Source organism: Methylomonas rhizoryzae (assembly GCF_008632455.1).
Taxonomy (GTDB): domain Bacteria; phylum Pseudomonadota; class Gammaproteobacteria; order Methylococcales; family Methylomonadaceae; genus Methylomonas; species Methylomonas rhizoryzae.
The window spans coordinates 4,206,699-4,231,173 of sequence record NZ_CP043929.1; the positions used below are offsets into that span (position 1 = coordinate 4,206,699).

At 54.3% G+C, this 24,475-nt stretch carries 32 protein-coding genes, 1 tRNA gene and 1 pseudogene; 16 read left to right on the forward strand and 18 right to left on the reverse strand.

The features are described 5' to 3' along the window. Nucleotides 1-11: 11 nt before the first annotated feature. From F1E05_RS18550 to F1E05_RS18560, 3 genes are all read left to right on the forward strand, one after another. On the forward strand, nt 12-320 hold the full coding sequence (locus F1E05_RS18550) for a rhodanese-like domain-containing protein (protein ID WP_150051120.1): 309 nt from the start codon (nt 12-14) through the stop codon (nt 318-320). 10 nt (nt 321-330) lie between these two features. After that, on the forward strand, nt 331-1,038 hold the full coding sequence (locus F1E05_RS18555) for a dinitrogenase iron-molybdenum cofactor biosynthesis protein (protein WP_150051122.1): 708 nt from the start codon (nt 331-333) through the stop codon (nt 1,036-1,038). Nucleotides 1,039-1,085: 47 nt separating this feature from the next. After that, nucleotides 1,086-1,162: transfer RNA gene (locus F1E05_RS18560), tRNA-Met, on the forward strand. A gap of 324 nt (nt 1,163-1,486) precedes the next feature. Here the strand turns inward: F1E05_RS18560 and F1E05_RS18565 are convergent. The 4 genes from F1E05_RS18565 to F1E05_RS18580 form a co-directional block, all read right to left on the reverse strand. After that, nucleotides 1,487-1,759: a hypothetical protein gene (locus F1E05_RS18565; protein ID WP_150051124.1), complete on the reverse strand. Its 273-nt coding sequence runs from the start codon at nt 1,757-1,759 to the stop codon at nt 1,487-1,489. Next, a complete protein-coding gene (locus F1E05_RS18570) occupies nt 1,737-2,345 on the reverse strand; it encodes an SET domain-containing protein (protein ID WP_150051126.1) in 609 nt (202 codons plus the stop codon). Before F1E05_RS18570 ends, F1E05_RS18565 begins: the two co-directional genes overlap by 23 nt. Continuing rightward, entirely contained in the window at nt 2,342-2,797 is a 456-nt protein-coding gene (locus F1E05_RS18575; RefSeq protein WP_150051128.1) for a putative PDDEXK endonuclease, read from the reverse strand. The genes F1E05_RS18570 and F1E05_RS18575 overlap by 4 nt, the downstream gene beginning before the upstream one ends. Nucleotides 2,798-2,914: 117 nt before the next feature. Continuing rightward, a complete protein-coding gene (locus F1E05_RS18580; RefSeq protein WP_232056710.1) occupies nt 2,915-4,084 on the reverse strand; it encodes a DEAD/DEAH box helicase in 1,170 nt (389 codons plus the stop codon). Nucleotides 4,085-4,219: 135 nt separating this feature from the next. Between F1E05_RS18580 and F1E05_RS18585 the strand changes: the two genes are divergently transcribed. Continuing rightward, a protein-coding gene (locus F1E05_RS18585) for an IS3 family transposase (protein ID WP_232056670.1) occupies nt 4,220-5,352 on the forward strand; the annotation gives its coding sequence in 2 pieces (ribosomal slippage) (nt 4,220-4,481 and nt 4,481-5,352; 1,134 coding nt in all). A 134-nt stretch (nt 5,353-5,486) separates the two neighbouring features. On the opposite strand, the gene F1E05_RS18590 is transcribed toward F1E05_RS18585, so the two are convergent. From F1E05_RS18590 to F1E05_RS20945, 14 genes and pseudogenes are all read right to left on the reverse strand, one after another. Continuing rightward, nucleotides 5,487-5,900 (reverse strand): hypothetical protein, encoded by a 414-nt coding sequence (locus tag F1E05_RS18590; protein WP_150051130.1) that lies wholly within the window; start codon nt 5,898-5,900, stop codon nt 5,487-5,489. Continuing rightward, nucleotides 5,893-6,654 (reverse strand): recombinase RecT, encoded by a 762-nt coding sequence (locus F1E05_RS18595; protein WP_150051132.1) that lies wholly within the window; start codon nt 6,652-6,654, stop codon nt 5,893-5,895. The genes F1E05_RS18590 and F1E05_RS18595 overlap by 8 nt, the downstream gene beginning before the upstream one ends. Beyond that, complete coding sequence (locus F1E05_RS18600; RefSeq protein ID WP_150051134.1) at nt 6,651-7,475, reverse strand: PD-(D/E)XK nuclease-like domain-containing protein; 825 nt, start codon at nt 7,473-7,475, stop codon at nt 6,651-6,653. The genes F1E05_RS18595 and F1E05_RS18600 overlap by 4 nt, the downstream gene beginning before the upstream one ends. Then, the gene (locus tag F1E05_RS18605) at nt 7,472-7,696 is read right to left on the reverse strand and encodes a helix-turn-helix domain-containing protein (RefSeq protein WP_150051136.1); all 225 of its coding nucleotides are present in this window, start codon (nt 7,694-7,696) and stop codon (nt 7,472-7,474) included. Before F1E05_RS18605 ends, F1E05_RS18600 begins: the two co-directional genes overlap by 4 nt. Nucleotides 7,697-7,843: 147 nt before the next feature. Continuing rightward, nucleotides 7,844-8,584 (reverse strand): hypothetical protein, encoded by a 741-nt coding sequence (locus F1E05_RS18610; RefSeq protein WP_150051138.1) that lies wholly within the window; start codon nt 8,582-8,584, stop codon nt 7,844-7,846. A 133-nt stretch (nt 8,585-8,717) separates the two neighbouring features. Continuing rightward, nucleotides 8,718-9,014, reverse strand: a complete 297-nt coding sequence (locus F1E05_RS18615) for a HigA family addiction module antitoxin (RefSeq protein WP_232056711.1) — start codon at nt 9,012-9,014, stop codon at nt 8,718-8,720. Between the two features lie 10 nt (nt 9,015-9,024). Beyond that, nucleotides 9,025-9,303 carry a type II toxin-antitoxin system RelE/ParE family toxin gene (locus F1E05_RS18620; protein WP_150051142.1) on the reverse strand — a complete coding sequence of 93 codons (279 nt, stop codon included), beginning with the start codon at nt 9,301-9,303 and terminating at the stop codon, nt 9,025-9,027. Between the two features lie 39 nt (nt 9,304-9,342). Then, nucleotides 9,343-9,567 carry a hypothetical protein gene (locus F1E05_RS18625; protein ID WP_150051144.1) on the reverse strand — a complete coding sequence of 75 codons (225 nt, stop codon included), beginning with the start codon at nt 9,565-9,567 and terminating at the stop codon, nt 9,343-9,345. A gap of 3 nt (nt 9,568-9,570) precedes the next feature. Then, nucleotides 9,571-9,852 carry a hypothetical protein gene (locus F1E05_RS18630; RefSeq protein WP_150051146.1) on the reverse strand — a complete coding sequence of 94 codons (282 nt, stop codon included), beginning with the start codon at nt 9,850-9,852 and terminating at the stop codon, nt 9,571-9,573. Nucleotides 9,853-9,949: 97 nt separating this feature from the next. Then, nucleotides 9,950-11,260, reverse strand: a complete 1,311-nt coding sequence (locus tag F1E05_RS18635; RefSeq protein WP_150051148.1) for a tyrosine-type recombinase/integrase — start codon at nt 11,258-11,260, stop codon at nt 9,950-9,952. Between the two features lie 487 nt (nt 11,261-11,747). Beyond that, on the reverse strand, nt 11,748-11,984 hold the full coding sequence (locus tag F1E05_RS20455) for a hypothetical protein (protein ID WP_197737387.1): 237 nt from the start codon (nt 11,982-11,984) through the stop codon (nt 11,748-11,750). A 59-nt stretch (nt 11,985-12,043) separates the two neighbouring features. After that, nucleotides 12,044-12,544, reverse strand: coding sequence for a hypothetical protein (locus F1E05_RS20460; RefSeq protein ID WP_197737388.1), 501 nt, complete (start codon nt 12,542-12,544; stop codon nt 12,044-12,046). After that, nucleotides 12,511-12,981, reverse strand: a pseudogene (locus F1E05_RS20690) (helix-turn-helix domain-containing protein); the annotation flags it as partial. The pseudogene F1E05_RS20690 and the gene F1E05_RS20460, both read right to left, overlap by 34 nt. Nucleotides 12,982-13,042: 61 nt before the next feature. Further along, nucleotides 13,043-13,201 carry a helix-turn-helix transcriptional regulator gene (locus F1E05_RS20945; protein ID WP_367156185.1) on the reverse strand — a complete coding sequence of 53 codons (159 nt, stop codon included), beginning with the start codon at nt 13,199-13,201 and terminating at the stop codon, nt 13,043-13,045. A 347-nt stretch (nt 13,202-13,548) separates the two neighbouring features. On the opposite strand from F1E05_RS20945, the gene F1E05_RS18655 reads away from it, so the two are divergent. From F1E05_RS18655 to flgJ, 12 genes are all read left to right on the forward strand, one after another. Then, nucleotides 13,549-13,791 (forward strand): OadG family protein, encoded by a 243-nt coding sequence (locus F1E05_RS18655; RefSeq protein WP_150051154.1) that lies wholly within the window; start codon nt 13,549-13,551, stop codon nt 13,789-13,791. Nucleotides 13,792-13,882: 91 nt separating this feature from the next. After that, a complete protein-coding gene (gene oadA, locus F1E05_RS18660) occupies nt 13,883-15,679 on the forward strand; it encodes a sodium-extruding oxaloacetate decarboxylase subunit alpha (RefSeq protein ID WP_150051156.1) in 1,797 nt (598 codons plus the stop codon). A 19-nt stretch (nt 15,680-15,698) separates the two neighbouring features. Beyond that, a complete protein-coding gene (locus tag F1E05_RS18665; protein WP_150051158.1) occupies nt 15,699-16,826 on the forward strand; it encodes a sodium ion-translocating decarboxylase subunit beta in 1,128 nt (375 codons plus the stop codon). Between the two features lie 299 nt (nt 16,827-17,125). Then, on the forward strand, nt 17,126-17,518 hold the full coding sequence (gene flgB / locus F1E05_RS18670; RefSeq protein WP_150051160.1) for a flagellar basal body rod protein FlgB: 393 nt from the start codon (nt 17,126-17,128) through the stop codon (nt 17,516-17,518). A 2-nt stretch (nt 17,519-17,520) separates the two neighbouring features. After that, nucleotides 17,521-17,937, forward strand: a complete 417-nt coding sequence (flgC, locus tag F1E05_RS18675; protein ID WP_150051162.1) for a flagellar basal body rod protein FlgC — start codon at nt 17,521-17,523, stop codon at nt 17,935-17,937. Between the two features lie 9 nt (nt 17,938-17,946). Next, nucleotides 17,947-18,630, forward strand: a complete 684-nt coding sequence (locus F1E05_RS18680; protein ID WP_150051164.1) for a flagellar hook assembly protein FlgD — start codon at nt 17,947-17,949, stop codon at nt 18,628-18,630. 14 nt (nt 18,631-18,644) lie between these two features. After that, nucleotides 18,645-19,994: a flagellar hook protein FlgE gene (flgE, locus tag F1E05_RS18685; RefSeq protein WP_150051166.1), complete on the forward strand. Its 1,350-nt coding sequence runs from the start codon at nt 18,645-18,647 to the stop codon at nt 19,992-19,994. A 20-nt stretch (nt 19,995-20,014) separates the two neighbouring features. Next, the gene (gene flgF, locus F1E05_RS18690; RefSeq protein ID WP_150051168.1) at nt 20,015-20,761 is read left to right on the forward strand and encodes a flagellar basal-body rod protein FlgF; all 747 of its coding nucleotides are present in this window, start codon (nt 20,015-20,017) and stop codon (nt 20,759-20,761) included. 50 nt (nt 20,762-20,811) lie between these two features. After that, nucleotides 20,812-21,600, forward strand: a complete 789-nt coding sequence (gene flgG / locus F1E05_RS18695; protein ID WP_150051170.1) for a flagellar basal-body rod protein FlgG — start codon at nt 20,812-20,814, stop codon at nt 21,598-21,600. 16 nt (nt 21,601-21,616) lie between these two features. Then, nucleotides 21,617-22,285 carry a flagellar basal body L-ring protein FlgH gene (gene flgH / locus F1E05_RS18700; RefSeq protein ID WP_150051172.1) on the forward strand — a complete coding sequence of 223 codons (669 nt, stop codon included), beginning with the start codon at nt 21,617-21,619 and terminating at the stop codon, nt 22,283-22,285. 32 nt (nt 22,286-22,317) lie between these two features. Then, entirely contained in the window at nt 22,318-23,418 is a 1,101-nt protein-coding gene (locus tag F1E05_RS18705) for a flagellar basal body P-ring protein FlgI (protein ID WP_232056712.1), read from the forward strand. Between the two features lie 43 nt (nt 23,419-23,461). Then, the gene (gene flgJ / locus F1E05_RS18710; RefSeq protein ID WP_150051176.1) at nt 23,462-24,466 is read left to right on the forward strand and encodes a flagellar assembly peptidoglycan hydrolase FlgJ; all 1,005 of its coding nucleotides are present in this window, start codon (nt 23,462-23,464) and stop codon (nt 24,464-24,466) included. Nucleotides 24,467-24,475: the final 9 nt, after the last annotated feature.

Sequence of the window (24,475 nt, forward strand, 5' to 3'; positions counted from 1 at the left end):
AAGGTCAACGTATGAAACCGTTCAAAACCGTTTCCGCCGCCGAAGCGGTGGAGCTGATAAACGCCAACGGCCCGGCGATTCTGGATTGCCGCGAACTCAAGGACTATCGTGCCGGACATATCGATCAAGCCATGCATGTGCACGAACAGCTACGCGACAGCCTGCTGCGCAAAGCCGATAAAAATCGACACATGCTGATTTACTGCTATTACGGCCACGCCAGCGAACATCTAGCGGAAATGTTTTGCGATTTCGGTTTCAAGCACGTCTACAGTCTGGCCGGCGGCTACGCCGGCTGGAAGGAACATCACAACCTTTAGCGGTGAGAACATGACTCAACTATCAAGAGATTTGGCGTTGCGTATCGCGTTGGCCTCGCGCGTATTGCCCGGCGTGGGCGTTCAAGAACTGATCGACATTTTGCACGAAAAAGTCGGCCGCCCCTTGTCCGACGAAAGGCTTAAAACCATCACGGTTACCAATCTGAAAACCGGAATCGGCAGTCACGACGGCGAGGAAGACGGCGAAGACATAGGCATAGGCTTGGCCAACATCAAACTCGCGGTACGCTACCTGTGGGGCGAAGAAGAAGGCGACGAAGGACTACCCCAAGTACAACCGTACAAAGAAGGCGACATGCCGGAATCCATTCGGGTAGCCATTGCTTCCAACGCGGGAGCCGGGCTAAACGGCCATTTCGGTTCTTGTATCCGGTTTTTGGTCTACCAATTGTCTCGCACGGATTACCGTTTGGTCGACATCCGTTCGACGATTGAAGCGGACAGCGCCGAAGACCGTAATCTATTCCGCGCCAATCTAATCAAAGATTGCCACGTGCTGTTCGTACAATCCATCGGCGGCCCGGCTGCAGCCAAGGTAATCCGCGCGGATATTTATCCGATTAAAGTACCGGACGCTATAGAAGCGGAAGAACAATTGCGCGAATTCCAGCAAGTATTTGACGCCCCGCCGCCTTGGCTGGCAAAGGCGTTAGGCCGTAGTGCGGAAGAGCGCAAACGCTTCGTAGCCCATGAATAGCTATTGCTTGATATTACCGATATATTATGTATAATGTATCGAGTTGACGCGGGGTGGAGCAGCTTGGTAGCTCGTCGGGCTCATAACCCGAAGGTCGTTGGTTCAAATCCAGCCCCCGCTACCAAATAAATCAAAGGCTTAGGTTTAACGACCTAGGCCTTTTTTGTTGCCTGTCGACTTCATGTAACCGCCATGTAACCGGTTTTCGTATATTTTTAGGAACCCGGATCAACGGTTTTCGACAACTTACCCATCCAATAACCTCAACTCTGCCCGAGCCAGTCTACAGGCCAACTCGTCCCGACTGGTTTCAAGAATACATTCCAGTTCGGACCGATCTCTTGGTTTAAAACCGGATGGCTTGGCCGTAACCGTTAACCGCTCCGCCAACTGTTCTACCCAATCCTTATGCGGATTAGCCAGCCGTTCTAATTTATCAACACGGCCTTTAAGACTCATGACGTTCTTCCAATGCCTTAATTCTAGCTTCAAGATCGCTACCCTCAATAACCTTGCTCACGGCTTGCAGCATCCACGTTAATTTCGTTGCGTCTTGCATGTTGGTAATCCCTGATCTCGCCTCCCGGTAAACCTTAGCCATTTCGCGCCTGACATCTTGTAGCGTGTCGAGCTTGCAGCGGTAGCGCTGGCCTTTCTGCGGGGGTAGGGGCGCAACCTCGCCGGTTACGCCGTCAATCTCAACCGGGTAATCGTTGCTCATTTTTTTGCCTTATAGCTTCGTTAACCGTCCACAAATCCAAAAAATCCGGTATAGACGGCAAGTAGCCGAATATTGCCAATCCCGCATCCAAAAACCCTTCATGCTCCTTATCGGTTTGCTCCGGCAATCCAAGATGTTGAAAGCGGCGCTTCACAGTTTTAAGCATTTCCGCACGATTGAGCGGGTGGTTATTTCCGTTGACCGATCCGGCTTGCCGGTAATCGATGGTTAGTTCTTCCCCCGCTGTTACACGGCGTTTTGCCACTAACACCACGTCGCCGCCGGACGCTTGAAAAAAGTAGGCGTTTGGCGTCGGAGAATGATTGGTATAGCGGCCTACCGGCGTTCGCATCACACCCACTCGTCCCGGCGCCACTACCTCGTTCGTATCCACCTCACACGTCGCGAACATGCCCATGCCGTTAATCGACGACGGTTGCAGTCGTACTTTATCGAAGCCCTCCGGCATGGGAATTTGATCCGCCGTGTTTTCGGTAATAGCGCGGACTGCCGCTGCTGTAAAGTCGTATTCGGCTAGGAACCGCTCGAAATCATCACGGGCTTCAGTAATCAGGGCGTTGTTCATGCGGGGCTCTCCTTATGAGTGATGGCGCTAGCCCCCTCTGACACGGCTTGGCAAAAAGCCTGAACGCTCAGGGTAGCGGTGTATTCGATTTCAACCGAGTCGCCAAATCCGGCGTTAATCAGCCAAATCGGCACGACCACGCGCCAGGGCGACCGATTGGCCCGATAGGTTAGAACTGGGATTAGTGCTTCTTCTACCGCTTGCTCGACGGCCTGAGCCCACCATTTTTGTATCAAGGCGTCGCTGGCGCTTTGGTAACGCTTACATTCGATAGCCAAGCGCCGAAACGCCTCAGCCACTATACCCGATTCCTCCGGGTGAACAATTAAGTCATGTCCGCCGCTGCGCGACTGTTCCAGGTTGCGAGCGAGGCGAACGCCGGTCCAATCTCGCACCAAGCCGGCAAACTCCCGCTCAGCGCCAGCGCCTTTTTGTCGGCTGTTAATCGACATGATCAATCTCCCGGTCATCCGTTTTTACTTCGCCCCGGCCTTTGCACATCCGGCAAGTAGAGCCGTCGTGATGGCCTTCACCGCTACCGTTGCAATCTGGACAGTATTCAAACTCGCTCATGCGGCACGCTCCCGGATGATACGAACGTCAAAGCCCTGCTGGCGGTAAATCTCGCCGCGCTTTTTTCCGGCTGCCAATCCGAAGGGATGACGGTCAATAATGTCGATTACTCGCGCGTATTGCTTACCAGGGAACGGCCTACGGGCTCGGCCTATGCTCTCTTGTAACAGCCTGGTTGCCGCTGGCGTTTCTCGGTTAACCTCCGCGCTTACAGGTGCAGCAAACACGACCGCACCAACATGCGGCCAGTCGATACCCTCGGACAACAGCGACAACGTACCCACGATGATTCGATGGCTTGGCGCGGCTTCCATGCGCTCGGCTCTAACTTTGGTTGATAACTGGCCGTGCAGTAACAACGAATTGATATTGTGTTGCTTGATTAAGCCATGCAGGCGTTCGGCGTGTTCGATTGTGCTGGTCAGTATCGCGGTTCCGGTGGTACGGCTGGCGCTGATAGCTTTGTTCACGATTAACTGATTGCGCTGCAGATCGTCGGCCAGCAACTTGTTGAAGGCCTGCCATGACTGTGGGTTGCCTTGCAGCGGGTAGTACAGGGTTTCGACCACGACCGGCAAAACCACGCCTTCAACTTCGCTCTGTTTGATTTCCGCCACGACCGGACCAAGCGCCGCATGAATCATAAACTCGAGACCGTCCCGGCGTTGTGGTGTGGCTGACAGTCCGAATTTATGTTTTGCCGCCTGCAGGTTAATCACGGTGTAGCACTGTTCGGCGGGTGTGTTGTGGCATTCGTCGACGATCACTAAGCCATATTGCAAACTGGTTTCATGCTTGACCAAGGTTTGCACGGTGGCAATGGTGAACTGGTCGCCCTCAATCCACTTACCGCCGCAAATCATTCCGGCATCCAATTCGGTAAAGCGCTTTATGGCCTGCTGCCATTGTTCCGCCAGGTCTTTGGATTTGACCAGAATCAAACAGCGCTGGCCTAGTCTGGCAGAAATCTCAATGCCCATGGTGGTTTTGCCTGCACCTGTCGGTGCAACGATCACACCGCCACCAGCCTTAACCGCTTGCTGAATCGCTCGCTCTTGATAAGGTCTTGGATCGATGTCTGTACCGAACGCTGCAAAACACCTTCTGCGCTTGTCGACAATTTCAGCGCCTTGGGTGAACAACTCGGCCACCATGCCTAATGACACAATCAGTGCGCCGTCATCATCTCGCTTGGATAGCGTGATTGTTCGGCAGAGGTGGTGCCGAAAAATTGAACAACCGATTAAGTGAAAGACCTGCTACTTTTGAACGTCCGTAAGGACAAAGCAATGGAGCAGAAGATGTCTAAAAAACCGCGAAGAAAACATTCACCGGCCTTCAAAGCCAAAGTCGCCCTGGCGGCCTTGGCGGGCGATAAAACCTTGGGGCAGTTGACCCAGGAATTCGAGGTTCATCAAAATCAGATTGTCGATTGGAAGAAGCAGCTGAGCGAGCGGGCCGCCGAGGTGTTTGGGAAGCCCGCGGAGCCGGAATCGCCCCCCGTCGATCTGCAAGCCCTACACGCGAAAATCGGTCAACTGACATTGGAGAACGATTTTTTAGAAGGCGCGCTCACCCAGGCGGGATTGCTGAGCGCAAAGCGATGATCGACCGTCAATCCAAATTGCCGATTGGTCGGCAGGCCAAGCTATTAGGCATCAGTCGCGGCAGTGTGTACTACCTGCCCAAGCCGGTTCCGGAGCGCGAAGTTGACATCATGCGCCGACTCGACGCACTGCACCTGAAACACCCATTCATGGGCGCTCGCCAGTTACGGGATCAGCTGAATCGGCAAGGCATCCCGATTGGCCGCAAGCATGTGAAAACCTTGATGGCGAAAATGGGCATCGAAGCCGTGTACTGCAAACCCAATACCAGCAAGAAGACGCCGGGGCATGAAATCTATCCCTACTTGCTGCGGGGCATGACCATCAACCGTGCCAATCAGGTCTGGGCGCTGGATACCACCTACATCCCGCTGGCCAAAGGATTCGCGTATTTAACGGCGGTCGTCGACTGGGCCACTCGCAAAGTCCTGGCCGCCAAGGTGGCGATTACGCTGGAAGCCTGTCATGCGGTGGACGTGCTGGAACAGGCTTTCAAGCGCTACGGCAAGCCGGATATCGTCAACACTGACCAAGGCAGCCAGTTTACCGCCAAGGCGTTTGTCGATGCCGTGAAAGGTCAGGGCTGTCTGCTCAGTATGGACGGTCGGGGTGCTTGGCGGGATAATGTCTTTGTTGAGCGCCTATGGCGATCGGTCAAATACGAGCGGGTTTACCTGCATGCCTACGATTCCGTCGGCCAAGCCCGCGCTTCAATCCTGGATTATTTCGAGTGGTACAACCACGAACGACCGCATTCCAGTTTGAAACGAAAAACGCCTCATCAGGCGTATAACGATGGGGTGCCAACCCTCAAGTTGGCCGCCTAAACCATGGCAGGGATTTCACTTTAAATCATCGATTTACTGTTCAAACCAATGGGGCCACTTCTGCCGCGCTGGTAAATGGAAATGGTTTTAGCGGTTCAGACTGTGCCGGGTCTGAGCCGCTTAAGTCGATCACATCAGGCAGCATGAGCCACCTCCCGCGCACGATTCACGCGATAGGTTTTAATTGGCGGCTGATCTTTCGGCCATTCAAGATGCGGGTTCGAGTAATCCACCCAACGCGACCAGATAGTCACAGACTCAGCGCCAGCAATCAGCAACGCTTTTGCCAGTTCGACAACCATTTGCTCCGTTGCTGGTTGTGTCCACTCGATCACCACCAAACAATCTTTAACCGGCCACGACAGCGCCAGCAAATCAGCATCAGGTGGAAGCACCAACGCAACAGAATCGCCGCGCTGATTTCGGGCTTTCGCAGATTCCCAAGAATCCGCACCAACACACACCACGACCAACCAGGGCGGGTTTTTAAAGCGTTGTCGATCAGTAAGTAATTTGCCGAAAGGGGGTAACTTGGATGCTTTAGCCATCGTTACCACCTCCAGCCGGATAAAACTCACCATCCAAAACCGTTTCGGCTTCAATGTCGTTTTGCTGGCTGCCTGATTCGGCTTTCTCGTCCAAGGCGACAGCGCGGGTTAAGTCTGTACCAACTGGCAGATACTTAAACAGCCTGCGAATGGCGGTCTTTTTGGCCATTTCTTCAAAGTGGTCTTTCCACGGGCCAAAACTACTGCTTTTGCTGGCGCGTTTGGCTTTCTCGATTTCGGCCAAATCCAGCACTTCGAAATGAATGCCGCCGGTGGTCAGCTTAGCCATGGCATACACTGCCACCAATGCCCCGCGGTCGCCTGTTGCCGGTTTGTGGGTGATACGCTCATCAGTACCCAATTCCCACTCGAACACGTCGTTTTCGTAAACGGTACGGGCCGAAATTGACGCCACCTTACCAGAGCGGTACGCCAGTTCAATCATGCCGCGGTAGCCGATCACCAACTGACACTCACCCTTAAACGGTACAAAATAGGCTTGGCCTAACTGGCTGCCGGGTTCAAGTCCCAATTGCGTGGAACGGATGAACGCACCCAAGACAGTCATGGGGTTACACTCGGCCAGTTTCTGATTACTGCGTACATCGGCCATCAATGCCGCACTAAACCGGGTTACGTCCACATCACGCGGGGCAATGGCTTTAAAGCGGGGTTGGTGCTGTTTCAACATGGCTGGCAAGGTCTGCGGCTTTTGTGTCTCTGGCGCATTTAGTGCGCTGAGTAGTTCGCTCATGCTGCCACCTCCAGCTTTTTATATTGCCAAGCGGGTAAGTCGACGGTAATCACGTTATCGCCATAGCCAGGCCAAATACCGGACTTTTCGCATTGCTGCCAAAGCGCCAGCGCCTTATCAACTTGAACGCGGGCAGCCTCGACCGCTTCTTTCGTCAATCTGACTACAGCAACACCAAACGGCGGATGTTTCTCGACCAGCACAAACACAAAATCAGACGGGGTTTTGCCGGTGATGCTGCGGTAAATCTCGGCATACACGAACTGCTGAATATGCAGACCATACTTGACCGCATAACGCTGGGCTTCATCGGGTGAAGCGTCCAGGGTAGTTTTAAGATCGACGATTACACCTTCGGTTTGGTGGAAATAATCGAACCGGCCTTTGATGGCCGCACCGTTGATATTGCCGAATGCGGACACCTCAGACGTGCCACCTTCAAACAAACGACCGGCCAAAGGATGGTCAGCCACCGCGCAAGCCATGCCGTCGATGCTTTGCCAATCATCGGCGCTAATAATCTCCTTGCCGCCATGCTCAGCCTGAAATGCCTCATAAATGGCTTTGCCTTCTTTAGTGCGACGGTCACAGGCTGGCGCGATGGCGTAACGACTGGCGAACACATCCTCGCCCTCCAAAATGCGGCAATGGGCAGCGACGCCCAACTTCATGGCCGGGGTTGGTTCGCTGGGGTTGTCGATCTGATAACGTGCATGGGCGGGTGATTGCGCCAGCATGGTTTTGATGATTGATTGGGACAGCTCAGGCTTAGCCGCGCGGTATTCGCTTTCTGATTGGTTGGTGATGAACTGGTTTTTCATGCCGCCACCTCACCAGACACCAACGCTTTCAGGTCGGCAACTTTCCAGGCCAAACGGCCATTGATTCTAACTGGGCGGATTGGGCCATTTTCCAGACAGACCCATTTTCTGAGGGTTTGGCTGGCGCGATTCAGATAAAACGCGGCCTGATCTGTTGGAACGTTGAGAGCGGTGACTTGCTCGATGGGTGGGAACTGGATTTGATTTGTTTTGGTGGTCATTGCGAAATACCCCGCTTCGTTGATAACGGGGATATTTCGAACGAGGGTTTAACCCTTGCAAGCGTTTTTCTAAATTAGCTGAAAGCCCTGTCCGGCAAGGGATTGAAGGCGATTTTCGAAAAAGATTTCAGAATCTTTTAAGAGATTTCAAAGCTCGATGTTTTGCAGGACTTTGTCTATTGCCGCTTCAGACGGTAATTTTTGACCGCCGCGTTTATAGAGTTGGCGCTCCTGCAATTTGTCGCGAACAAGTGGAACGATGTCCTTTTTCAGTGATTCAGAATTTGCCGTTTTGAATTGGCGGTAGAAGTAGCGGGCGGCAATCTGCCAATTTTCCGTCGCTGGCGGCTTGTCTCGGTCGTCGGGTAGTAGCCAGGGCTTACTATGTTCGTGTAACGCAACCCCCATCGAATCGAACCATGCCTTTACAAATTGCGAGGGCTCTTTATTCGTTAGTTGCAGCATCACGATTAAATCCATGGCTGTGTAAAGAGTATCGACCACACGGTCAGCATTCATCGGAGAATTTGGATACAAGCAACGATTAGCCCTCTCAACAAATTCAGGTGTTACTGTTTTCCAATGATCAGTAATGCCTTCTCCGACAAATGGGGCGATTCCCTCATATTGCGGCCTTAAAACAACTTGCAATCTCGCTCCAATATCTCGCTCACTGATTCGCCGGGTAACTTTTTCCCCTTGAGGTTTGTTGGTTTGAGGGGTGTTAATCCATTGCCGAAACGCTTCAAATTCCTTTTCGTCCTCGGACTCTTGAAGTTTCGCTAAATCGCTGGCATTAAATCTTTTTGGCCAGTTACCGGCGTTTTCATTTTCTGGAATGCCAAGAAGCTGAGACGCTCTAAACCATTCGAAACTACTGCCTTTCACTCAACGCCTCCTTCAAGACGCAACCCTTCAAGGAATTGCCGCGCCAGCCGGTGAAGGAATCCGGCGTTCGGGAGCTAACCTAGGCGCGGCAAAAAACGGAGTTAACGTGGCTGCCGGTTTCGGCTTACCTGGGTTATGCGGCCTCGGGCCTTTTGGCCGGTGTAACCTTGGGGCGGGGTTTCTGGCGGGCCTGCCATAGGTCGTACTCGGCCTGCATGCGAACCCATGCTTCGGCGGTCGGGCCATTTGTCCAGGCTTCCAAGCGGATTGCCATATCGGCGCTGATAGCGGCTTTGGCATTGATAACGCGGGATAGCGCCACGCGGGACACGCCCAATTGAGCCGCCGCCTCGGTAACGCCGATGCCCAGTTCGGGCAATACATCCTCTTTCAATATGCTGCCAGGGTGTGGGGGGTTAAACATAGCCATCATGCACCTGTTAGTGATAGTCCTGATAATCGACAAGAACGGCATCTTCACCGTCGAACGTGAAGGTAAGACGCCAATTCCCGCTAACCTTAACCGCCCAATGGTCGATCAGTTCGCCTTTCAGCGGGTGGAGTTTCCAGCCCGCGACATCCATTTCTTGCGGGCTTTTGGCGGCATTCAGTAACAACAGTTGCCGCGCCAGTTTGTTTTCATGGTCGGCATTGATGCCGGCTTTCGAGCCTGTCTCAAAAAACTGTTGTACGCCTTTGTGGCGGAAACTCTTAATCACGGTTTAGTGTATCGTTATGCTTTACGCGGCACAAGTGGCTTATCCGATCAGTTCGGATAATTCCTTTGCAGCCGCATTGCAGGCGTCAACCATCGCGGTTATACGGTCGTAGTTTTTAATTTCTTTCCAATCGTCGTCGTTCCATAACTGATCCGAAAGCATCTGGGTAAGGTGTTCAATTGAGAAGGCGAGTTTCGCCGCACGGTTAGCTTGCTGTTCTTTCTCTTCCGTCAAGAGTGCGTATTCCGGAATGGTTTCGGTCATGGTTTATTCTCCAGAACAATGACTTGACGGTGCGCCAGCGTTGCCCGGTTCGGCTTGGGTGACTTCCTTGTTCATCCAAGCGTTAATAACGCTATTAACACCCGCAATTTCGTCGATTGCCACCGATATGACCGGCACTAAATTGTTATCCGAAGAGGCATCTAATACCAATTCCAAAACACATCGGGCGCGTTCAGTTTTTAAGGTAATTGCATCGATCAACCTCATTTCCCTGGCACTAATAGATCGTGTTGCTTGGTTTTGGGTAAAATTCTCGGCAGCCATGTTGCACCTCCTAATTAGGTGTTATTGTGGTTAGGGCCGACAGGTGGGGCTTACACTTGCCGGCCCGTTTTCCCGGTGTCCGCCGGGCCGGTCTAACTCATTTCACAACGCGCAAGCCTTGATTTTGCTCGGATTGCGCAAACTCGATGCCGGCTTGTTCCAGAATCCAAGCCTCATATTTACCGTGCCAGATTGCCAGCAGCTCCAGCGGGCGGGTTTTGTAATGCTTTTCGGCGGTGGCGTTGGGTTTGTGGCCCATGATCTGGGCGACGATGCCGACCGGCATTTCCACCCATTCGGCCAGACTAGCGAAGGTGCGGCGCAGGCCGTGCAAGGTGACGTGTTCCAGGCCAGCGGTATCGAGGGCACGATTGTGGGCAATCCTGGGTTCGGCCAGCTTGCCGTCGGCGGCGGTCGGGCTGCTGAACACCCATTCGTTCCGGCGGGGCAGACCGGCGACCAGCGCGGCCAGATAAGGCGGTAGCGGAATCATCCGGCCTTCATCGTCCACTTTATCCTTGAGCCACATCGCGCCCAGCTTGAAATCGATGTCCGACCACTTCAATTCGGCCAGCTCTTCGCGTCGTGCGCCAGTCAGTAACAGCCCCTGCAGGTAGGTGGCGATTACCGGATTACTCAGACCGCGCACGGCCTCGAACCAGTCTTTCAGGTGGGCGCGTTGCAGCACGTCGAACTTTTTGGCTTTGCGGCTGGGAACTTTCTTTCTTACGTCCTGATTCTCGACCGCCTGGGCATCGATCAGCGAAGCATAGTCTTTGTGCTGGCTGCACCAGCGCCAGAAGGCGCGGAACATTTCGAACCCTTGGCGGGCGTTGTTGGCGCGGGTCTGAGCTTCTGATTTCTGCCATTCTGCGAGAACGTCGGCGTTAACTTCGATCATGCGCATTTGGAGAAGGGGAAAGAGCACGCCCGGAACGGTAAGACCGCTACCGCGTTTTTTGGGTAAACCACCGGCTTGCGACAGGTTAACGTGGTCGCGGTAGTGGCGTTCGCCCCAGTAGTCTTGATGGTGCTCAAGGTAGGCATTCCAAACCTTTTGCACCGTGACCGCTTGGCGTATGGCCTGTGTTTTGGCTTGCTCCTTGACAGCCTCTGCCTTGGCGATCTTCTCCGCTTTGGCTTGGCGGGGATCGGTGCCGGCATCGATTAGAGTTTGCAGGCGGCGGGCTTCGGCCTGGGCATCCTTGATGCTCCAAGTTTTCACGTCGCCTATGGTGATGCGAATAGCGTTGTTATTGAGCTTGCCTTGATAGATGTACGATTTGGCGCCGTGGGTAGCACGTAAACCAAGACCGGGCGCTTCGCTGTCCCACATGAAAACCTGCTGCTTATCTGCCGGGCAAGCAAACTTGGCGATCTGGCCGGCGGTAAATTTGACTTTCGACATTTGACGGCCTCCCGGTTACTTGGGGATTACATGGCGAGCCTGAAAACCGTTTCGTGGTTGCGGCGTTTCATGTACCCCGAAAGTGATTACATTGCTTTCGTGTAACCGCTATGTAACCCGATTTCGTCAATATTTGTCAATCTTTGGGAAAAGTGATTTGATGACTATTTTTATTAACATACTGTTATTTAAAAGATAAATAGGCTGACAAGAACGATGATCAACGTTAAGCAAATGCCAATTGTTCGGGCTAATAACCCGAAGGTCATTGGTTCAAATCCAGCCCCGCTACCAAATAAATCAAAGGCTTAGGTTTAACGACCTAGGCCTTTTTTGTTGCTTGTATGTTTTGTGTAGGCACTTTGTAGGCAAATTGCATCAACATTACTCGACTTTAGACACAGCACTGGCCGCGCCGCGCCAGCTTGACCTTCAGACGAAGGGGCCGCGTAGCGATGGACCCGCGTATTTTCGTGAGACCAACTGGTCAAGGCGACAATCGAGGGTCGCCGCGCTGTTCTGGGACGCTGAATTTTTGCGACTTCGGGTCAAAACCGTCGCGAAAGGCAAGTCCTGTAAATTCAATCCGCAGCCCTTGCGCGACTAGACCCGCCGTCAAGGGATGCCCTTCGCGCCAGGGCGCAATTTCACGTAGCGGGAAGGGCTCGTCAACGGCCAAAGCCAACAACTGTGCCAGCATCCAAGCGGTGGAGCGAATTTGCATCCGGGGTTCCAGCACGGTGCGCGACTGTTGCCACAGATTGCTAATGCCCCAGCAGCGTTTCAGATGATGAAACAAGGGATCGATGCCCCAACGGCGAGCACTACAGTTCGAGAATGGCCGAGGCCGATAACGCCGTTTCGGTGGCCAGCAGCCAGGCGGGGCTTCTCCCAAGTCTGTTTCCGGTCGTCGTAAAACTCGCACCAGACGGCCCGCACCGGCGCGTCTTTCAGAAAGCGGGCCAAGGCCACTGCCGACCGTAGCCGCAGCTTTTGGGGTTTGCCGTGCAGCGTTAACGACCGCTCGCACAACGGCAAGACCAGCCGAGCGCGCATGAACCACGAATCGCATAGCAGCCGTACCGGCGCCAACACCCGCAGCAAAGCCAGTGCAATGGTCAATTTATTCCGGTTACCGGTGTCCGGCACCAGGCGTGACAACATCGGCAACACCAATTTGGCCTTGCCATGGCCCGGCACACTGACCCCCAGCGTCACCCAGCACTGGGCCTGCACGAAATCCGGGCGATTGGCTTCAGTTCGTTCTCGTCGAGAATCCGCCAAACCGTACTTTTACCGACCCTGGCAAGCCGCGGGAACCCTGCCGACTCCGCGTGTTCGCACACATAGCGTGCCAAGGCCGAGAGGCTCCACAATTCCGCGGCCAGCCCCAGTTCCTTCAGCTGGATGCAAGCGATACTGACCACCCTGGCCTTAGCCTCCTCAGTAATCTAGGGCGGGCGAGGGCGATGATAGGCATCTTTCAGCCCTGCCTGAACGCCGGCCGCCAGTGCCTTGTCGATACATTTATCAATCGTCGGCCGGCTCACGTGCAATTGCCGTTGAATCTCGCTGATCGACAGACCTTGTGCGTACTTCAGCAGCACCCCGGCCCGCTCCACTTCCCGCACCGGCGCCGTACGCGAGTCTGCCAGTTCAGACAATTTGCACCTTTGTTCATCGGTCAATACCAGAGCCGCTCGCTCACTTTTACGTCCCATGATCACCCGCCAATAGAATAATAGGAGGATCCTGACAATTCAGGATAAACCTGTAACCTAATTAATGGGACGATCTACTAGGCAAGCTGGCACTCGTTTCGACGCTGGAAAGGTGATTTCGGAAACATCCAACCAATTTCGCCAGGTCTGTTTGAGTGAGGCCCAACCGTAACCGGGCCTGTTTGATTTTTGCACCGGTCACAGTAGCGGTCTGACGCATCGCAATCCGTTTATCCACCCCATTTCCCACCCACTGCCGAATCTCCTCATCGGACTTGGCGGCCCAGAATAAATCCGTGCCGGCATACTGGCGTATGACTTTCTCAAACAACAATCGTTATAGCAACCGTGACGGAAGCCACTGAGACCGTTAATTCCCAGATCGCCGTCCTGCATTGTATCGACCATCCGGTGCGCAAAGGCCTGAATCACGTCGGCTCGAAAATGCGCAAACGGGTCGCGGCTGATCTCTTTTTCAGGCGCAAGCGTGATTGGACAAGGCTTAAGATTGTTTAATCACTTGCTTTTGGGGATAATGCCAAAGAACTAATTTTTTGGTCTGCTGCAATGAATGAACTCATGTCTTCCGGAATTGAACTGATGCTGATCGGCATGGGCATGGTCTACGCCTTTTTGGCGATGTTAATCGTTGCTATTAAAACCATGTCGGCCTTGATCCTAAAATTCTTTCCGGAGATGCCGGCCGGCCGGCATGCCGGCTCGCATCATGGCGAGGATTTAGGCACTATTGCGGCCATTAGCGCGGCCGTCCATCAATATCGGAATAAATATCTGAAGAAAGAGAAGTAAGTCTTCAGATACGTTCATAATTCCGCCGTTTTATCGTTTGGATATTGCTGCGAGACAGCTTAGCCCCATCCCACGAATAGGAGAAACACGCGTGGCAAAGGTAAAAAAACCTTTAGGCATAACCGAGGTCGTCTTGCGAGACGCCCACCAATCGCTGTTGGCAACCCGTTTTCGTATCGAAGACATGCTGCCGATTTGCGCTGATATCGATCAAATCGGCTATTGGTCTGTAGAGTCTTGGGGCGGTGCGACTTTCGATGCATGCATCCGCTATTTGGGGGAAGACCCTTGGGAGCGCCTGCGTTTACTGAAAAAAGCCATGCCTAATACCCGCCAGCAAATGCTGTTTCGCGGCCAAAACATTTTGGGCTACCGGCACTATGCGGACGATGTCGTCGATAAATTCGTAGAGCGTTGCGTAGTCAACGGTATCGACGTATTTCGCATTTTCGACGCGATGAACGACATGCGCAACATCGAGCGGGCCGTTAAAGCCGTGTTGCAAACCGACGCTCACGCGCAAGGTACCATTTCCTACACCACCAGCCCGGTACATACCATAGCCAAGTGGGTGGAACAGGGCCGCGTCATCGAAGATATGGGCGCGCACTCCATCTGCATCAAAGATATGGCCGGTTTGTTGACTCCGTATGACGCATACGAGCTGGTCTCCAAACTGAAAAAAGCGGTTTCTATCCCGATTCACATGCAATGCCACGCGACTACCGGCTTGAGCGTAGGAACCTACATCAAAGCGATAGAAGCCGGCCTGGACAACGCCGATACGGCGATTTCTTCGATGAGCATGACTTACGGCCACAGCCCCACCGAAACGATCGTCGCCAGCTTGCAAGGCCAAGCCAGCGATACCGGCCTGGATTTGAACAAACTCGAAAAAATTGCCGCTTACTTTCGCGAGGTCAGAAAAAAATACGCCAAATTCGAAGGCAGCTTGAAAGGGGTGGACGGCCGCATACTGGTATCGCAAGTACCCGGCGGCATGTTGACCAATATGGAAAGCCAGCTGAAAGAACAAGGGGCGGCCGACAAATTTGACGAAGTTTTACGCGAAATCCCGCGGGTACGGCAAGATTTGGGCTTCCTCCCCTTGGTGACGCCCACGTCGCAAATCGTAGGCACCCAAGCGGTTCTCAACGTGCTGTCCGGCGAGCGTTACAAAACCATCAGCAAGGAAACCGCCGGCGTATTAAAAGGCGAATACGGAGCCGCCCCCGCCCCGGTGAATACAGAGCTACAAGCCCGGGTACTGGACGGTGCCGAGCCGATTACTTGTCGTCCGGCCGATTTGCTGGAGCCGGAAATGGACAAACTGGTCGCCGAAGTCCAACGCAAAGCGGCGGCGGAAAGCGTTAAGCTATCGGCCTTCGTCGAAGAGGATGCCTTGATCGACGGCATGTTCGCGCAGATTGGCTGGAAGTTTTTGCAAAACCGCGGCAACCCGAGTGCGTTCGAGCCTGCTCCGGGTTTAGAAGCCGCTACAGCCCCGGCTGCGCCGCAAGCTGCCACCGCCGGGCCGACCGAAATCTACAGTGTTAACGTCGACGGGCGCACCTACCACGTGGCGGTCGGTCCTGCCGGTAGCAATCTCACCATACAGCCGGTTTCGGCATTGCCGGCCGGGCCGGATTTAGTCGTGGCACCGCCCATGATCAGCGGCAGCGGCGTGGTCGTCTCCCCCTTGGCCGGCGTGGTATTAAAAGTCAACGTCAATGTCGGCGCGCACATTTCCGAAGGCGACGTGGTTTTAGTCATGGAAGCCATGAAAATGGAAACCGAAATTCGCGCGAAAGTGGCGGGCATCGTCAGCGCGGTCAACGTTAAACAAGGCGATAACGTGGCGGTTGGCGATGTGCTGGTCACCCTATAACGCGGGGTAAATCAAATTCATGGAAAATTTATACCTGTTATGGGAAAGCACCGGCCTTTATAACTTCACGGCTTCGCAAGCCGCCATGATGGCGGTGGGCTTCGTGCTGCTGTTTTTGGCCATTAAAAAGGGTTTCGAGCCTTTATTACTACTGCCGATAGGCTTTGGCGCCGTCCTCAGCAACATTCCGGTGGCCGGGATGACCGAAGAAGGCGGCTTGCTCTATTATCTGTACTACGGCGTTAAGACCGGGATGTTTCCGCTATTGATTTTCATGGGCGTGGGTGCGATGACCGACTTCGGCCCCATGCTTGCCAATCCGAAAACCCTGTTGCTGGGCGCGGCGGCGCAGTTCGGCATATTCGCAACGCTGTTGGGCGCTTTGGCGTTAAACATCGTTCCGGGCATGGAATTCGACCTAAAACAAGCCGCCGCGATTGCAATCATCGGCGGTGCGGACGGGCCGACCGCGATTTACGTAGCCTCCAAACTGGCGCCGGAGTTATTGGGCGCTATTGCGGTGGCCGCTTATTCCTATATGGCGTTAGTCCCCTTGATTCAGCCGCCTATCATGCGGGCCTTGACCACCGAAGAGGAGCGCAAAATCGAAATGCAGCAACTGCGGGCGGTAAGCCAGACCGAAAAAATCGTGTTTCCGTTAATGTTGATCACCTTGACCGCATTGTTGTTGCCTTCGGCGGCTCCGCTGGTCGGCATGTTCAGCCTGGGTAATTTGATGAATGCCTGCGGCGTGGTCGATAGACTGAGCAAAACCGCGCAAAACGAATTGATCAATATTGTGACTATTTTTCTGGGTTTGTCGGTCGGCTCCAAATTGAGCGCCGAGGCGTTTTTAACCATGGAGACCCTGGGAATTTTAGGCCTGGGCGCGGTCGCGTTTGCTATAGGCACCGCCAGCGGCGTGATCATGGCAAAAATCATGAACCGTTTCAGCAGCACGCCTATCAATCCCTTGATAGGCGCCGCCGGGGTTTCCGCCGTGCCGATGGCCGCCCGTGTGGCGAATAAGGTCGGCCAAGAAAGCAATCCTTATAACTTCCTGTTGATGCACGCCATGGGCCCTAACGTGGCCGGCGTCATCGGCTCCGCGGTGGCCGCCGGGGTGCTTTTAAGTCTGATCCGTTAAAACCTAACTCTACCGCTGTATGCAAACGGAGCCGCAGGCTCCGTTTTTTTGCCCGACATTTCGACTCGCCGGCATAGCACATGAGTCTGGCCGACAGTTAAACCGCTCCACACCTACTGAGCCCCCGCGTCGAAAACTTGACGATTGCCGCCGGCGGAAAATTTTTGCCGCTTGGCGAAAAACAGCATTTTCTTGACGCCTTCGAGCGGCATATATCCCCATACCTAACTGAAAGCAAATGAAAAATTTATATTGGCATGAGCCATGCTGTGCTCTTGGCAAAGCAGGAGGTACATACCATGGCTATCAATTTCAACAATGCTTTAGGCATACATCCGCAAGCCTTATCGCTACGCGAGCAGCGTGGCGAAATCCTTGCCGCAAACTTGGCGAACGCCGATACCCCGGATTACAAAGCGCGCGATCTCGATTTCAGTTCGGTGCTGCAGCAAACCCTGCAATCCGAACCGCGCATCAACAAAACCAATGTCGGTCATATGGAGGCTAGCAATTCGGTATTAGGGGCCGATTTGCTGTACCGCAATCCGCATCAGGCTTCGTTAGACGGCAATACGGTTGAAGCCCATGTCGAGCAAGCCAAGTACGCCGAGAACGCGGTGCAATATCAAGCCAGTTTGCGTTTTATCAATAACAAATTCGCCGGCTTGATGTCGGCGATACGCGGAGAATAACCATGTCGTCCCTGAATATCTTCGATATTGCCGGTAGCGGTATGAACGCGCAAAACCTGCGTTTGAATCTGGTGGCGTCGAATATTTCCAACGCCAACAGCGTCAGCAGCAGCCTCGACCAAGTTTACCGTTCCCGCCAACCGGTGTTCGCCGCCGAGTTGCAAAACATCATGGACAAAAACGATGCCGCCAGCGGCGTCGACGTGCTGGGCGTAGTGGAAAGCCAGGCCCCGCCCATCATGGAATATGCGCCTCAACACCCGATGGCGGACGAGTTGGGTTACATCTACAAACCTAATGTCAACACGGTTGAGGAAATGGCCAACATGATGTCGGCGTCACGCGCTTACGAAAACAACGTAGAAGTACTCAATACTGCCAAAAACTTAATCCTGCAGACTCTAAAAATGGGTCAATGAGGCTGAATCATGTCCAGCAGCGCGATAGATACCTTTAACAGTTTAGGCCTTGCCACCACATCGAATAGCCAAAGCAGCGGCAACCAAACTCAAGCGTTGGGACAGGAGCAGTTTTTGAAACTGTTGACTACCCAATTGACGCATCAAGACCCCAGTAATCCGATGGAAAACGGCGAATTTTTAGGACAAATGGCCCAATTCGCCACGGTATCCGGCATACAGGATTTACAGACCTCGTTCAAGGAATTCGCCGATTCGATCAATTCCGGCCAGGTGTTACAAGCATCCGGCCTGGTAGGACGATACGTACTGGCCCCTACCGACCAGGGCGTGTTGTCGGCAGGCGGCACCATCAGCGGCAATTTCGAACTCCCGAGCAGCAGCACTCAGGTCAGTTTAAGGATTGTAAATCCGCAAACCGGCGCGACCGTGCGCGAGGTCGATTTGGGCGATCTGGCCGCAGGGCAAAACGATTTTTCCTGGGACGGTCTGGACGAAGACGGTCAACTGGCCAATCCAGGCGTCTACGACATCCAAGTTCAGGCATTGATAGACGGCAAAAACACTCAACTGAGCACCAACGTCAAATCCTTGGTGGAAAGCGTGACCATGGGCAGCGGCAGCAGCGGGCTGCAAGTCAATCTGAGCGGATTGGGTTCGGTCAAATTTAATCAAATCAAACAAATACTTTAATCGAGGAGCGTGTCATGGGTTTCGCGACAGCATTAAGCGGCTTGAATGCCGCATCCAACAACTTGGCGGTAACCGGCAACAACATTGCCAACGCCAATACCGTAGGTTTTAAGAAATCCCGCTCCGAATTCGCCGACGTTTACGCGTCCAGTCTAGGCGGCGTCACCAGCACGACTCCGGGTGCCGGCGTGAAAGTGGCCAACGTGGCTCAGCAATTCAACCAGGGCAACCTGAACTTTACCGACAACAGCCTGGATATGGCGATCAGCGGCGAAGGTTTTTTCATCATGGCGAAAAGCCCCACCGAAGTAAACGATTTGTCTTACACCCGGGACGGCGAGTTTAAGTTGGATAGCGAAGGTTATCTGGTCAACAACCAGGGCAAAGCGTTATTAGTTTACGCCCCCAACGGCACCGAGATTTCCGACGGCTTCAGTACCGGGGTGACTCAACCGGTGCGCATCAACACGCTGACCGGTTTGCCGGTCGCCTCCGAATCGGTCAACCTGACCCTCAATCTAAATGCCGACGATACCTCGCCGGTCGATTCTAACGGTAATGCGTTGACTTTCGATCCGGACGATTCCAATACCTATAACAGTCAAACCTCCGCGACGGTTTACGATTCCTTGGGATCCCCGCACATCTTGACGACTTATTACGTCAAAAACCCGGTGACTTCCGGCAGTAGCGGCACCTCTTGGAATGTATATCACTACATGAGTGAACCGGACGATTTACCGGGCGCGAGAACAGCTATTTCCGCGGGAGACTTCGGCACCACCATACCGGCAACCGGGTCAGGCGCGTTGCCGACCCCAGCCGTATTGACATTTGGTTCGGACGGCAAGTTGACCGACCCTGCCGACGGTAAATTTGCGCTGGAAGATTACGTGATTACACCAGCGACCGGTGCCGCGGACGTCAAAATCAGCACCATGAATTATTTCGGCTCCACCCAAGTCCAGCAAAAATTCAGCGTCAACGAATTGACGCAAGACGGCTTGCCGGCCGGACGCTTGACCGGCATTGCGATAGACGACGAGGGTGTCATCTTTGCCCGCTTCAGCAACGGCGGTTCGCAAACCATAGGCAAAGTGGCAATGGCCCGCTTTCCCAATCTGGACGGACTAGCAAAGATTGGCGATACCGCTTGGGCGGAGAGCGCCAACTCGGGTCAACCGATCCGCGGCGAGGCCGGCGGCAACAGCTTCGGTACCATCCAGTCCGGGGCCTTGGAAAGCTCCAACGTCGATTTGTCGGCCCAACTGGTTAATTTGATCGTCGCCCAGCAGCATTATCAAGCGAACGCCAAAACCATCACGACCGAAAACACCATTATGCAAGCGATATTGAACATCTAACCGCGTTTAGGAGGTAAGCCGTGGACCGTAGCTTATACATCGCCATGAACGGTGCCAAGCAAACCCTGATGGCGCAAACCGCCAATTCCAATAATTTGGCGAATGCGCAGACGGTAGGATTTAAAGCCGATTTCGAACAATTTCGCGCCATGCCGGCATTCGGCCCCGGTTATCCCAGTCGCGTCTACGCGATGACCGAAAGACCGGGTAGCGACTTGTCCGCCGGCAGCTTGCAAACCACCGGCCGCGAGCTGGATATTGCGATCAACGGCAACGGCTGGTTTGCGGTGCAAGCCCCGGACGGCAGCGAAGCCTATACCCGGGCCGGCGATCTGCGCATAACTCCGCAGGGTTTGTTGCAAAACGGCGCCGGCTTGCAGCTTTTGGGCGAACAGGGGCAACCGATTGCCGTCCCGCCGGCGCAAAAGGTGGAAATCGGCCGCGACGGCACCATCAGCGTCATTCCGCAAGGCACCAACGCGACCAACTTGGTGTTGGTGGACCGGATCAAACTGGTCAATCCCGGCGACGACAATCTGGAAAAACGCCAAGACGGCCTGATGCACATGAAAGACCCGAACACGCCGGTCCGGCCGGACGCCAACGTCAACATCGCCCAAGGCGTTTTGGAAGCCAGCAACGTCAACGCCATGTCGGCCATGGTGGAAATGATAGAGTTGGCTCGCAATTTCGAATTGCAAAGCAAAGTCATGAAAAACGTCGATCAAACCGCCGGAGTCACCGCCAAACTGATGCAAATGGTATAGTTTCTGCATTACTCCTGATAAGACAAAATTTTGTCAGTTAGGAGGTTAACATGACAGAGCGCGCATTATGGGTGGCTAAAACCGGCCTGGACGCTCAACAAACGCGAATGGCGGTGATTGCCAACAACTTGGCCAACGTCAACACCACGGGCTTCAAAAAAGTCAGGCCGCTGTTCGAAGATTTGATTTATCAAAACATTCGCCAAGTCGGCTCGCAAACCACCCAAAACACTCAATTACCCACCGGTTTGCAGTTGGGTACCGGGGTTAGAACGGTAGCCACCGAAAAACTGCATACCCAGGGCAATATCCAGCAAACCGAGAATTCTCTGGACGTGGCGATCAACGGCCGCGGTTATCTGCAAATTTTGATGCCGAACGGCGACATCAACTACACCCGCGACGGTTCGTTCAAACTGGATTCCACCGGCCAGCTGGTTACTTCTGGCGGCTTGACCGTAGAACCCAATATCACCATCCCGCAAGACGCCATCAGCATCAGCATAGGTCGCGACGGCTCGGTCAACGTAGTGCAGCCGGGCAACGCCGCGGCAACCAACGTGGGCCAGCTGCAATTGGCGGATTTCGTCAATCCGACCGGACTGGAACCGGTCGGAGAAAATTTGTTCAGAGAATCGGTGTCCAGCGGCGCCCCCATCGTCGGCATACCCGGCGAAAACGAATTGGGCTACATCCAGCAAGGCGCGTTGGAGACCTCCAACGTCAACGTCGTGGAAGAACTGGTCAACATGATAGAAACCCAAAGGGCTTACGAAATGAACTCCAAGGCGATTTCCACCACCGACGAAATGCTGTCCTTCGTGACCCAACAACTGTAGGCCGAGGCTTAACACCATGAAAGCATTCCTGATAACCGGTTTAGCACTGCTGAGTCTGACCGGCTGCGATACCCTACCGAAACGCGATCCCGATTTTGCCCCGGTGCAACCGGCCGATTTACGGCCGCCGGATCAGCGCAACGGCGCGATTTACCAGGCAGGTTACGACATTCGTTTGTTCGAAGACATCAAAACCCGCCGGGTCGGCGACGTACTGACCGTCAGGTTGGCCGAAGCGACTCAGGCCCAAAAGCAAGCCAATATGGATGCCTCCAAAAGCACGCAGATTTCCGCCACCGCGCCGACGTTGTTCGGCTTGGCCAGCCAGGCTGTGCTGGGACATGATTTGAAAACCAGCATCGCCGCCAGTTCCACCTTCGAAGGCGAAGGCAAGGCCGACCAAAGCAACAGGCTAACCGGCGACATCAGCGTGACGGTGGTGGAAGTATTGCCCAACGGCAATTTACGGGTACGCGGCGAAAAACGGGTGGCGTTGAACGACGGCGACGAATACGTCCGCCTGTCCGGCATCGTCCGGCCGGTCGACATTTCCACCGGCAATATCGTGTCGTCCACCAAAATCGCCGACGCCACCATTATGTACAAAGGCGACGGTGCCATGGCCGATTCCAGCAAAATCGGCTGGCTGGCCCGGTTTTTCTTTAGCCCGTTGTTTCCGTTTTAAACATGCGGACGGTTAAGCGTTTGGAGGGGACCATGCTCAAAATACTGTATGTCACGTTAAGCGCCTGGTTAGCGCTCGCCGGTCCGGAGGCCCATGCCGAAAGAATCAAAGACTTGGCCTCGGTCTCCGGGGTCAGGAGCAACCAATTGGTCGGTTTCGGCATCGTCACCGGTTTGGATAAATCCGGCGACGTGTCGTCGTTGTTCGTGCGGCAAAGCATGCGCAACATGGCGGCCAATTTAGGCATCACCTTGCCGGCCGATACCAATCCGAAATCGAAAAACACCGCAGTGGTTAGCGTACACGCCGAATTGCCGGCCTTCGCCAAACCCGGGCAAGCCATAGACGTCACCGTATCGTCGGTCGGCGACGCCAAAAGTCTGCGCGGCGGCTCGTTGATTATGACGCCGTTGCGCGGTGCCGACGGCAGCGTATACGCGGTAGCCCAGGGCAACCTGGTGGTGGGCGGCTTGAGCGCTCAAGGCCAGGACGGCTCCAAAATCACCGTCAACAACCCGCTGGTCGGCCGCATTCCCAATGGCGCGACCGTGGAGCGCAGCGTGCCGACCTCGTTCGATCAAAGCAGCGACTTGGTGTTCAACCTGCATAACGCCGATTTCACCACCGCCACGCGAGTAGCCGAAGCCATCAACAAAGAATTGGGCGGCGAGACCGCCAGAGCGACCGACGCCACCTCCGTCAGCGTGCGCGCGCCCATCGATCCCAATCAACGAGTCTCTTTCGCCTCGGTGATCGAAAACATCAACGTGTCTCCGGACGACGCGCCAGCCAAAGTGATCGTCAATTCGCGCACCGGAACCGTCATCATTAACAGCAAAGTCAAAGTCCAGCCGGCGGCGGTATCGCACGGCAGCTTGACCGTGACCATCAACGAAAATCCGCAAGTCAGCCAGCCCGGTCCGTTTTCGCAAGGCCAAACCGCGGTAACTCCGCAATCCGATATTTCGGTAAAAGAAGAGAACAATCACATGTTCGTGTTCAATCCGGGCATTTCGCTGGACGAGATCGTACAGGCGGTCAACAGCGTAGGCGCGGCGCCTAGCGACTTGGTGGCGATATTGGAAGCCTTGAAGTCGGCCGGGGCGTTGCGGGCCGAATTGATCGTCATTTAACCCGGACAGTTCACCGTAACCCAGAGTGCGATAAGGGGGAGCCATGTTAAACGCGGATACCGCTTCGGTTTATACCGATTTCAACGGTCTGGCCAAACTGAAACAAGGCGCACGCGAGCAATCGCCGGAAGCGATCAAACAAGTAGCCAGCCAGTTCGAGTCGATTTTTTTGAACATGGTGCTGAAAAGCGCGCGGCAGGCCAAACTGGCGGACAGCATCATGGACAGCAAACAAAGCGAGTTTTACCAAGACATGTACGACCAACAGATGGCGATGCACCTGGCCGCTAAACCGGGCGTCGGCCTGGCTGACATGATTGTTAAACAATTGTCGCCGCAATCCGAAGCGGATTCCGACGAAAAATTGGACGCCGGCGATTATTTGGAGCGGGCTTTCGGCGGCAGCGGCGAGGTCAAGCAGGCGCAACCCAATTATTTCGCCCGGCCCATGGACACATCCGGTTTGAACCGGCTGCAAGCCAGCCTGGATAAACTGGAACAAAGCCAACAGGCGCTGGACGATCACTGGGCGGCGCTGGAAACGGCCTGGGACGCAAGCGCCGTTTCCGGCAGCAAACAAAGTTTCTTGACCGAATTGTGGCCTCATGCGCAACAAGCCGCCAACGAGTTAGGGGTAGACGCCAAAGTCCTGGTGGCGCAAGCGGCCTTGGAAACCGGCTGGGGACAATCGGTGATTAAAAACCGGGCCGGCGAAAGCAGCTACAACCTGTTCAACATCAAGGCGGACAGGAGCTGGCAAGGCAAGCAAGCCCAGGTATCCACGCTGGAGTTCGACGGCGGGGTGGCGCGCAAACAAATGGCCGGTTTTCGCTCCTACGATTCGTTTAAAGAAAGCTTCGACGATTACGTCGCTTTCATAAAATCGAATCCGCGTTACGACGCGGCGCTACAACATGCCGGCAACGCCCAACGCTACGTGCAAGAGCTGCAAAAAGCCGGTTACGCCACCGACCCGCAATATGCGCAAAAAATCATGCGTATTTATCATAACCAATTCGACGCCGGCATCGAGTCCAACGCGGGGTAAGGAGGATCT

Coding starts and splice junctions, on each gene's coding strand:
- F1E05_RS18550 (WP_150051120.1), top strand. CDS start 12: ATGAAACCGTTCAAAACCGTTTCCGCCGCCGAAGCGGTGGAGCTGATA.
- F1E05_RS18555 (WP_150051122.1), top strand. CDS start 331: ATGACTCAACTATCAAGAGATTTGGCGTTGCGTATCGCGTTGGCCTCG.
- F1E05_RS18565 (WP_150051124.1), bottom strand. CDS start 1,759: ATGAGCAACGATTACCCGGTTGAGATTGACGGCGTAACCGGCGAGGTT.
- F1E05_RS18570 (WP_150051126.1), bottom strand. CDS start 2,345: ATGAACAACGCCCTGATTACTGAAGCCCGTGATGATTTCGAGCGGTTC.
- F1E05_RS18575 (WP_150051128.1), bottom strand. CDS start 2,797: ATGTCGATTAACAGCCGACAAAAAGGCGCTGGCGCTGAGCGGGAGTTT.
- F1E05_RS18590 (WP_150051130.1), bottom strand. CDS start 5,900: ATGGCTAAAGCATCCAAGTTACCCCCTTTCGGCAAATTACTTACTGAT.
- F1E05_RS18595 (WP_150051132.1), bottom strand. CDS start 6,654: ATGAGCGAACTACTCAGCGCACTAAATGCGCCAGAGACACAAAAGCCG.
- F1E05_RS18600 (WP_150051134.1), bottom strand. CDS start 7,475: ATGAAAAACCAGTTCATCACCAACCAATCAGAAAGCGAATACCGCGCG.
- F1E05_RS18605 (WP_150051136.1), bottom strand. CDS start 7,696: ATGACCACCAAAACAAATCAAATCCAGTTCCCACCCATCGAGCAAGTC.
- F1E05_RS18615 (WP_232056711.1), bottom strand. CDS start 9,014: ATGGCTATGTTTAACCCCCCACACCCTGGCAGCATATTGAAAGAGGAT.
- F1E05_RS18625 (WP_150051144.1), bottom strand. CDS start 9,567: ATGACCGAAACCATTCCGGAATACGCACTCTTGACGGAAGAGAAAGAA.
- F1E05_RS18630 (WP_150051146.1), bottom strand. CDS start 9,852: ATGGCTGCCGAGAATTTTACCCAAAACCAAGCAACACGATCTATTAGT.
- F1E05_RS18635 (WP_150051148.1), bottom strand. CDS start 11,260: ATGTCGAAAGTCAAATTTACCGCCGGCCAGATCGCCAAGTTTGCTTGC.
- F1E05_RS20455 (WP_197737387.1), bottom strand. CDS start 11,984: ATGCAAATTCGCTCCACCGCTTGGATGCTGGCACAGTTGTTGGCTTTG.
- F1E05_RS20945 (WP_367156185.1), bottom strand. CDS start 13,201: ATGCGTCAGACCGCTACTGTGACCGGTGCAAAAATCAAACAGGCCCGG.
- F1E05_RS18655 (WP_150051154.1), top strand. CDS start 13,549: ATGAATGAACTCATGTCTTCCGGAATTGAACTGATGCTGATCGGCATG.
- F1E05_RS18665 (WP_150051158.1), top strand. CDS start 15,699: ATGGAAAATTTATACCTGTTATGGGAAAGCACCGGCCTTTATAACTTC.
- flgB (WP_150051160.1), top strand. CDS start 17,126: ATGGCTATCAATTTCAACAATGCTTTAGGCATACATCCGCAAGCCTTA.
- flgC (WP_150051162.1), top strand. CDS start 17,521: ATGTCGTCCCTGAATATCTTCGATATTGCCGGTAGCGGTATGAACGCG.
- F1E05_RS18680 (WP_150051164.1), top strand. CDS start 17,947: ATGTCCAGCAGCGCGATAGATACCTTTAACAGTTTAGGCCTTGCCACC.
- flgE (WP_150051166.1), top strand. CDS start 18,645: ATGGGTTTCGCGACAGCATTAAGCGGCTTGAATGCCGCATCCAACAAC.
- flgG (WP_150051170.1), top strand. CDS start 20,812: ATGACAGAGCGCGCATTATGGGTGGCTAAAACCGGCCTGGACGCTCAA.
- flgH (WP_150051172.1), top strand. CDS start 21,617: ATGAAAGCATTCCTGATAACCGGTTTAGCACTGCTGAGTCTGACCGGC.
- F1E05_RS18705 (WP_232056712.1), top strand. CDS start 22,318: ATGCTCAAAATACTGTATGTCACGTTAAGCGCCTGGTTAGCGCTCGCC.
- flgJ (WP_150051176.1), top strand. CDS start 23,462: ATGTTAAACGCGGATACCGCTTCGGTTTATACCGATTTCAACGGTCTG.